This window comes from Fulvivirga aurantia (assembly GCF_009711475.1).
GTDB classification, from domain to species: Bacteria; Bacteroidota; Bacteroidia; order Cytophagales; family Cyclobacteriaceae; genus Fulvivirga; species Fulvivirga aurantia.
Genome location: NZ_SMMD01000823.1, coordinates 1 through 9603, shown reverse-complemented (window position 1 = coordinate 9603; position 9603 = coordinate 1). Strand labels below are relative to the sequence as shown.

Annotated in this window: 5 protein-coding genes; 2 read left to right on the top strand and 3 right to left on the bottom strand. The window is 39.2% G+C overall.

Translation table 11 applies throughout. The features are described from left to right. The coding region (locus tag E1176_RS20690; RefSeq protein WP_185152765.1) for a hypothetical protein at positions 1 to 433 on the top strand (433 nt) is incomplete at its 5' end. Positions 434 to 526: 93 nt separating this feature from the next. Continuing rightward, complete coding sequence (locus E1176_RS11650; protein WP_246206008.1) at positions 527 to 1117, top strand: hypothetical protein; 591 nt, start codon at positions 527 to 529, stop codon at positions 1115 to 1117. Here the strand turns inward: E1176_RS11650 and E1176_RS11645 are convergent. The 3 genes from E1176_RS11645 to E1176_RS11635 all read right to left on the bottom strand — a co-directional run bounded on the left by E1176_RS11645 (position 1106) and on the right by E1176_RS11635 (position 9481). Beyond that, on the bottom strand, positions 1106 to 2635 hold the full coding sequence (locus E1176_RS11645) for a GH3 family acyl-acid amido synthetase (RefSeq protein ID WP_155210787.1): 1530 nt from the start codon (positions 2633 to 2635) through the stop codon (positions 1106 to 1108). The two genes, E1176_RS11650 and E1176_RS11645, sit on opposite strands and share 12 nt — an antisense overlap. Positions 2636 to 2718: 83 nt before the next feature. Further along, positions 2719 to 8979: a T9SS type A sorting domain-containing protein gene (locus E1176_RS11640; RefSeq protein ID WP_155210786.1), complete on the bottom strand. Its 6261-nt coding sequence runs from the start codon at positions 8977 to 8979 to the stop codon at positions 2719 to 2721. 280 nt (positions 8980 to 9259) lie between these two features. Further along, positions 9260 to 9481: a cold-shock protein gene (locus tag E1176_RS11635; protein ID WP_155210785.1), complete on the bottom strand. Its 222-nt coding sequence runs from the start codon at positions 9479 to 9481 to the stop codon at positions 9260 to 9262. Between the last annotated feature and the right edge of the window lie 122 nt (positions 9482 to 9603).

Genomic DNA, 9603 nt, shown 5'->3' with positions numbered 1-9603 from the left:
AGGCATGGGATTTCCAGAATTAATTCATGTGGGTGCCCAAGCTAATTTCGCTCAAAAACACGGTATTGGGATTACTTTAGGTAATGGTTTCGTTGGCCGAAAAATGTACTCTCTAAATCTAGAATATGAGCGCTTTTTTGGAAAATCTAAAAAGCATGATTACAGTAGCACATGGTATCTCGCAAGTCGATTAAGCTATGTATACAATGAAAAATCTGATTCAGATCTGGCTGACAGAGAGCATATAGTAGCAGTTATAGCGGTTGGTCGAGACTTTAACTTTTCCTCAAAAACTGGCTTAAGTCTAGATTTTGGATATTTATTTCCGATATACGAAAGAACTATGCCTGAAGATGGTGTAGCTTTCAGGTATATACATGAGCACTCACCAACTTTGCGACTTCAGTTATTCTACAGATTGAAAACTCAGTAATTTATCGGATGGCATATTTTACCATGTTGAGACATTCTATCTAACTCAACTGAACCTTAACATCTAAGCATTGTTCCTTAAGTGACATCAAAATTGAGAGGTCACAGATATTTTATGCTTACGAAGTTTAAAAACGTAGAGAACGAGAAAATCAAAAAGAGCTTTTTGAAGGTGATGAATGCCTACCAATCGCTGCATGATTATGAGGTGGTGCTCATACAGAAGCCTATCAAATCTTCGACTATGCAGGCACAACCCATCATCGATTTTAAAGGACTTTTAAAAGGTGTTAAGCGCTATAAAATAAACCTTGCTGAGTATGTGAGGGATAGTAATGAGCTCAAAGTTGCTGACCTACCTAAGGATGTACTTACCGGGTGGTTTGCCCATGAGTTAGGTCATTTAGTAGATTATGAGCCATTTTCTAACCTGCAAATGATAAGATATGGCCTCAAATACCTGATCTCGCCTAAATTTAGAAGGGAAGCAGAACATGCGGCCGATTACATTGCTATAGACCACGGTTTTAAAAATGAGATTCTAGCAACAAAGCGCTTTATTTTAGAACATGACCTGTTGGAAGAAGATTACAAGGCTAAAATCAGAAAATATTACTTGTCTATAGAACAGGTAGAAATGTGCACAGTAGACAAAACCTTTATGCAACCGGCATTAGACCTTTGATCTAAGGAAGTCTAAAAACTGATTCATTTTAGATTCAGACATCACTTTTGGAGTTTTAACCTGCCCACCTTTTTTATTTGATTTTTCTAAGTAACTGTGGTAAATCTCTTTAGATACTACTTCAAGCTGCAGTCCTTTCAATGATTTTGACCGGGCTACCTTGTAGTTTTTATTTGCCTTTTTTAATGTTTCATCGAGCGTGGCTGATATTTTTTCACGGTCAACTTCCACATCAGAAACAATTATCCATTGGTGAATGTATTCACCTGAATCATTCTTCACAGCGGCTACCATGTACTCATTTATAGTGACATTGTTTTGCTCTGAAATATGTAAAATAGCTTCATCCATTTTTTCTTCTGAAAGTTGCGACCCGACAACATTTAAGAAGAATTTAGTACGGCCTGTAATTTTTATCTCATGAGGGTTTGTAGAGGTAAATTTAATAGTGTCACCAATTACATACCGCCATGCCCCAGCGCATGAGCTTATTACCAGCACATATTCCTGCCCGGGCACTACCTCATCTAACGTATGAGATTCAGGGTCAGCGAGTAAACCACCCTGATCGTCAACTCCCCTTTCATCAAAAGGAATAAATTCATAGAAATAACCATGAGACAAGGCCAGCTCCATAGACATTGTATCTGGCCTTGTCGTACATGCAAAAAAGCCTTCTGACGCCAGATAGGTATCCATTATGGTAATCTCTTTACCACAAATAGCTTTAAAATCTTCTGCGTAAGTATCGAAAGCAACTCCACCACTTGCATAGACGCTGAAATTGGGCCACAATTCATGAATATGAGCCAACTTATGCTTTTTCACGATTTCCTGCAGCATGAGTAACACCCAGGAAGGTATTCCTGCAATGGCTCCAATATTCCAGTTAGGCGCCTCCTCCACGATGCGTTGTACCCGCTGATCCCAATTATCGATCGCTGCAATTATTTTTCCGGGTCTGTAAAAAAGGTCATACCAACCAGGGAAATTGCTCACATTAATGCCGCTAATTTCGCCCTCAAGATGACCCTGAGCATGCTTACTGAGGTTGGCTGTACTACTAAGCATGAGTATTTCGCTCTCAAATAGCTCTTCAGGAAACTCAAAGTTGGGCAAACTTCTAATGAGCGAAGTGCCGACCTCTCGCATGCTATGTATAAAATCCTGAGTAATCGGTATTCTTTTACTCGACTTGCCGGTAGTGCCACTGCTTAAGGCGAAAAAGTCCGGTTTGCCGGGCCATGTGATATCAGGGTGTTCTTGTTGTTTCTTCCACCATCGCTCGTGCATCGACTTATAATCGTGGATTGGAACTTCTGCTTTAAAAGCGTTGAGGACATCAGTGGAATGGAGAATTTCGGAAAAACCATAATACTTACCAAATGCAGTGTTTTTGGCCTTATCCAGTAATTCTCGTAGCTGATCCTCCTGAGTTTCCTGTGGCTGCTTTGTGCTAAAACTTAACTTTTGATTAAGCTCAACGCCTTTCTTTACTAATGAACCAACTAAGCCCATACTGATTATTTTGATTAGTTCTTATTGTCTAACTGTATAATCAATACGGGCTTAAATTGTTACATCCCAGTCTATTTATAGCGTTATTTTTTTACAATTCTCACTCTTTGCTTATCAATACCTTTATTTAATTCGAGCAAATACACACCTGAAGTTAAATGTTCAAGGTTTAGCTCAGTTCTTTGATCAGAAATGGTTTGCTTAATAGCATCAATCCCAATTTCGGCACCAGTACTAGCGTAAAGAGTCATTTCAACATCAGATAAGTTCTGCATAGAATTGATGTATAATTTATCTACCACAGGATTAGGGTAAATTTCTATACTCACATTCGGTAAACTATTATAATCTACTTTTACAGGCTTGCTATAGCTCGTGGTTTTATCGAAATCCACTTGTTTTAATCTATAATAATTAGCCCCTTCATTTGGCATTTTATCGAGGTAAGAATAACTAAGTGCTTTCTCAGAGTTGCCGGCACCATCGACTTTTGCAATGGTTTTAAAATTTATTTCATCTACGGCATGCTGAATTTCAAAGTAGTCGTTATTGACCTCAGTCGCTGTCACCCAGTTAAGCTCCACTCCCTTATTCACAGCGCTGGCTGTAAAACTTACCAGCGTAACCGGTAGCGGTGCACCATTTCCTGAAATCGTCCAGGGAGAAAACTGACTTACATTAGGTACGGTAACACTGGTGGCTGTAGTTGATTGTCCAGCTAATGGTGCGTCCCATGAAGTACCATTCCATCTTTGAGCCTCAAGGTCTGTAATGGTACCTACCTCTGCTGCACTAGCAGTAAAAGTTACATTTACCAACGGGTTGCTTTCACCACTCAAGTCAATCTGAAAATATCTATCTACCACGTTAGCACTATTTTCTGAGCCGTTAGTATTTATATCTGTAACTGTTGGAGGCAATGGCAAATTGTTGTTTCCAGTTGCATAAGTAGCTATAGAAACGGTACCTGCATCACCACTAGCAAGCTCAAATGTTAGTGGTAAATAATCCCCTGTGCTATTTCCAAAAGGAAAGATAAAAGCTGATGTATTAGATGATACATTCCAGGCCAAAACACTGGTGTTGCTAGAATTTTCACTTAAAATGTATCCACTTGTTCTTTCTATAGCTGTTGGAGAAGCATTAGATAATGAAAGCGTATTACCATTTAAATCAATGTAGCCATTTGTCAACTCAAGAAATGATGAAACTGTAGCGCCTTTGTCAATTCTCACAAAAGAGCCTGTTTTATTTACTATCATTTCATCAAAAGTAAGGGACCCTGTACCACTTAAAACAGAAGCACTGTTACCTGCAAAGGATACACTCTCTTTAAAATCAACAGTTTGACCGTTATTTACTAAATCGCCATTTATTGCAACACTGTTAGATACAGACACCACTGCATTTGTATCAAAGGTCAGGTTATAAAAGTTATTTTCTCCGTTTCCTGATATTTTATCAGTACCGGTGGTACTCGTAAATGTGACAGTACTTGTCATGCCATTAAATGTTCCGTTGTTAGACCAACTGCCAGCCACAGAATGCGCATAACTTGCTGCGTTGAAGGTAGCACTGGAGTCTATGGTTAAATCCTGTCCTATCGTCCAATTGGAGCCAGCACTGATTCCTGAAGCATGAGTGTTTGAAATCTCGACTGAAGAAAAAACTGGTGAATTGTCTGTGAGAGAGATTGGCATATTACCATCAAATTGTACTAAACCTGTGCTTGTGAAATTACTACCAAGCACCACATTTGCTGCAAAAGCTGGAGCAAATATCATTTTACCGCTACTCGAAACCGTGCCTTGGTTATTAAAATTACCGGCAAATGTGTGTGTGAGCGGTCCTCCATCCCAGGAAGCACCATTCGCAATATTCATAGCTACTGCTACATACCAAGGCTGTGATGCCTGTATCGGAGCTGTATTGTTAATATTTACTGTGGCAAATACAGGCGAAGATGTTGAGTTGAAAATAGGTGAAACGGTACCGTTAAAATTGACCACGCCTGTTGATGTTGAAGAAACAGCATTTAACAAGGTAATGGTTTGTTGTTGTGTACCTGTAAAAGTGGCTGATGCACTTGAAAACAACACTCCTGCGTTGGTCAAGTCACCATGAATGGTAGCGTTTACATTTGCAAAATTCAAATCGCCACTACTGGTAACTTCTGTATCCCCATTGATCTCAATGCTACCTGAAGTACAATCGTAGCTACCATTTACAGTAAGGTCTGCAAAACTTAAATTACCAGATAACTCTTTATTAATTCCATTTAGCACCACCCCACCGTTAGTGTTTACGAAACTTCCGTTCATGTTAAAATCACCTTCAAGAGTCAGTGTTTGATTACTGGCGTCTAAAGTTGCTCCACTCGAAACTGTAAGATCTCCAACAACAGTAGTTGCCCCTACAAGAAAAGACTTAGAACCCCCTGTATTAGAAATAATTAGATTACCGTATGTAATTGGTGGTATAGGACGGTTGACACTGCCCAAATACTCTATTATACTGCTAGGTGCTATACTTAAAGTTTGAAAATTAGATACTTGAAGACCTGATCCACTGAACCTCAATACACAGTTAGCTCCTAGACTTGCCGTACCGCCAGTACTTGTTCTGGTAATGTCATACGTTCCAATTTCAGCTGTTCCGTTTAACACTTTTATATCTCCTTCAATGCTTATGTCGCCAGTTAAAATTAGGCTACCACTAGCTTTATCAACATTAAAATCATTAAAATTGGCAGGTCCTACTTGCTGGTCACTCGTTCCATTAAGTAAAACCATTCCTAATCCTGTATTAAAATCACCGCTTTGTACCCAGTTGCCGGCTACCATTATTGTATCCTGATTTATCATATTAAGGATCGCAGTTGATTCAATAACAATATTGTTACTAACAGTAACCTTAGCATCGACATCAACTTGCCCTGATGATAAGGTAAAGTCATTACTTACTGTTACATTTTCAGGAATATCAGCAACACCACTTGTCTTATTCACATTCAAATCGTAATAATTTAAACAGGCGATAGTCTGATTGATGGTACCATCGTAGGTCATTGTACTCGCACCCTGACTAAATGATCCCGAAAGGAAGTTATAGTTGCCTTTTACTACCACCTGAGCATTTCCAGAAATAGTAAAAGATGAGCCATTTTGTGTAATTGAACCGTAAGAGGTAAAAGACCCTGTGCTTAAACTTAAGTTGATGTTTCTATTAGCTATACCTTCTCCAAGCACAACATCTCCATATGTATTAAGACTTTCTGCACCTACATCTATGGTATGCGTGGCATCAGAAGTCCACTCACCAGAAATATTACCTTGTACAGTAAGTACACCTCCAGTAGACAAGGTTAAGGTAGAAGGTGTTGTATCATAAAATGTGATGCTTTTTACTTCTCTACTGCTACTTATTGTCGGTTGGTTCACAAAAACCTGATCTCCTATGTAAACTATGTCTGCTGCCCCTGGCACTGTAGCCGGGCTCCAGTTGTTGGCAGTCTCCCAACTACTATCTACGGTTCCCACCCAACTATATGTTGTTTGTCCTTCGGCCAGTGTCCACTCTTCGCTTAAATCATTTACAGAAGCCAATTCTACCCAATTGTCAGTAGCGTCATTTGTTGTTTTTGATTGATCAGCCCAAGTGCCCGTACCTTGATCATTCCAAAGTGTTAGGTTATTTTCCGTATTACCATTTAGTTCTGCTTGCGTATAATGCAGCCTCAATGTGGCAGTATAAACCGCCAAACCATTTACAGTAATATCGTAAGACCTGTTTACACTTGAATTTGAGGGAAAGCCACTTACTGCAGATGAAGACACTACCATTGTGATAGAGGTGACTGGAGAAGTAATACCTGAGAAATTCACAAAATTATTGGGCCCTTCAAAAGCATAGTTCACACCCGTATTGAAAGTATGTGTTCGGGTGATAGTACCCAGTATGGTACCTACACCTGTTCTGGTAGCTGTGATCGTTATTTCATTGGCCTGAGTCAGCATTTGACCGGCCGTCATATTCAAAGTATCAGTGCTTACATCGTCATTGAGCAACACTTCAGTAGAAGATGATTTATTTACTTCCAGCGTATTGAAAGTGGTTGCACCTGTAATTTGAGAATTACCTGCCCCGGCAAACTGAACTGTAGAAGTAGAGGCAGTAAATGAGCCCTGGTTGATCCAATTACCATTTACCGTGTGTGTATGGGTCGAACCATCAAATGTAGTTGAAGCACCAATTGTGAGATCTTCATTTACTGAAAGGTTTGAAGTAGCTGTTTTAGTAGAACCGTTGGAGAATGTAAGGTTGCTAAAATTATCAAATGTAATACTCTGAGCACCTGAGCCATTGTAGTTTACCGTATTTGGGCTGTTATCACTTGTGTTAAAAATACTGCCTACACCTAAAGCTTCAGTACCTGCAATACCCAACTGAGCAGATGCACCCATGGTAAGGGAGTCAGAGTCTGCTATGCTTACATTAAAAAGATTGGCAGTACCTGAAAGAGTTGATTGACCATTAAAAGTAACTGTCCCGGCAGTTGCTGTAAATGAGCCTGCAACGGATAGATTAGAAGATATGGAGTTATTGGCATTTGTTGAGACTGAGCCAGGTATGCTCAAACTGCTAAACTGTATGGCTCCTGAACCATCAATGGATTTAGAGCTACCTGTAAAACTGATTGTACCATCTGTTGCAGTAAAACTACCATCAGCAGTCATGTCACCAGCTACAATGAAAGTTGATGCTGTGCTAATAGTAGCTGAGTTATTAATGGCTAAGTCTGCAAAGATTATATTACTACCTGTTATGCTTTTAGAGGAACCTGTCATACTAAAAAGACCGGTTCCGCCAGCCGTATGCGTAAAGCCGCCATTTTGTGACGTACTAAAATCTCCACAAACCGCAGCAGAGGTGTTATTTGCCATTGTAGTACTATTACCTCTGATAATTAGATCACCAAAATTATTAGTCCCAGAGCCACTTATGCTCATATTGGCACGATTGAAGGTATAACTACCGCCACAACCGTTGTAAATACCATTATTGATCCAATCTCCGTTTAATGAATGCGCGAAAGTTGACCCTCCAAAAGTAGAATTTGCATCCAGATTGATATCGCCTTCAACATCGATACTATTTGCCGCGGTAAAAGAAACACTGCCAGAAGATGCATAAGAAGTAAAATCTCCTGCCACAGTCATTGCTGTAGCTGGCATCGTCTTAACTACACTGCCAGACGCTGTGCTAAAAATTAAGTTACCATAACTTTCGGCAGAAACTGTTTGGTTGCCACCGTAGTATTCAACTGTACTGGTCGTTGCTAATATTTTTGATCCGTAGTTGGTGGGAAAACCATTGGTTCCTCCAATCTTTAAGGTGCTCCCAGCATAAACCGCTAACACATCCCCTGCGCTTCCATCTACTGTGTAGTTTTCGATATCAAGCGTTGCATTATTGTAAACGAGTAACGCTCCATTTATCGATAAATTACCAGAAGGCGATTTTGTAGAGCTACCACTTATGGCTAAAATTTCATAGTCATCACCAATGGTGTGGCTTATGGTTTGCGCAATAGTATTTGAGTGATAAGTGATGAATGCTAAGTAACTACTATTAAATGTTCCGCCACTATTCGCATAATTATCGGTGAAGTTTGCTGCTCTTACTACCAACTGACCATAGGCACCTATTGTAATGTAACCTGTACCAGAAACTTGTACCGTTTGAGCAGGATCTAAAGTACCACTTAAGCTTATAAAACCAGAGGTTGATATGTCTTGAGAAAGAGTTGTATATGAACTTGAACCAATGTATAACTCCCCAAAATCAGTAACTGAAGACCCTGAAATCACCTGGTTGTTTCCTACAAAATAAACGGCATAATTTGCATTCGATTTGGTGTAAGTCCCAGAATTATTCCAGTTGCCTAAAATAACGATCTCACGGTCTCTGCTATGATCCAGAGTACCATTTGCACCAATGGTTAGGTTTCCTGAAATATCTAATCTATCGTCTACCTCTAATGTACTCGCTTTAGTACCATTACCTATGGTAAGCGATAGACAGGAGCCTATACCTCTACCCGGCCTTAGTCTTGGTTGAAATGAACCTGTAAAATTTGCGTCACCAATGATCACATTAGTATTCGCATCTGGCACACCATTAGTCCAGTTTGAGGCGTTTCTCCACCTGTTATTAGAGCTTCCAGTCCAGGAAGTTGACTGCCCTACGACATGCATTGAAAATATGATAATAAAAAGTACAAGTAAAACTGATCTTTTGATAGTTTCTTCTTGTGGACGATGTTTTAGGTTAAAAGGGTTCATAACATATTGTATTTGAGAGATATACAAATGTGTTATATAGACGCCTAAATTATATCAGCATTAATACTGATTTTGTATTTATCGAAGAAATTACCTCTTTCAGAGTGTTTATTAATAGGTTATTGGTGTATTGTCCTATCAAATCAATCTAAAGTCTTATCACTTAAAAGATTTTGTACTATTTGCAGATACTACCATAAGCAAAAACCCCTAGACATCGCCTAAGGGTTTACCCTGATTTTTACTCTTAAATAGCTGGATTTCAGTGAGAATTCTTTTGTTATTTCTCTTTATTTTTATCGCTGCCTTTCTTTTCTTCTTCTTGTGGTGGCTCGTCTAGTATGTTACCAAACTCATCTACATAAGCTATCATATCTGATAGATCGCCACCTTTGTTGTTATTTTCCTGACGCTCAAGTTTCTTCTCAAGCTTCTCTTTTTTCTTCTGTGCTTTCTTCTTCTCTTTTTGCTTTTTTATGAAACTGTTTTGTGATCTGCCCATATTGTAGGTTTAAATGAAAATTAAAAGCCGGAGTTTCCGACCCTTGTTAGGAAAAGTTAATAGGAATAACTAAAAAATGCCTGGTGTGAAAGATAAGGCTGACGCTGGTATACTATCATTGC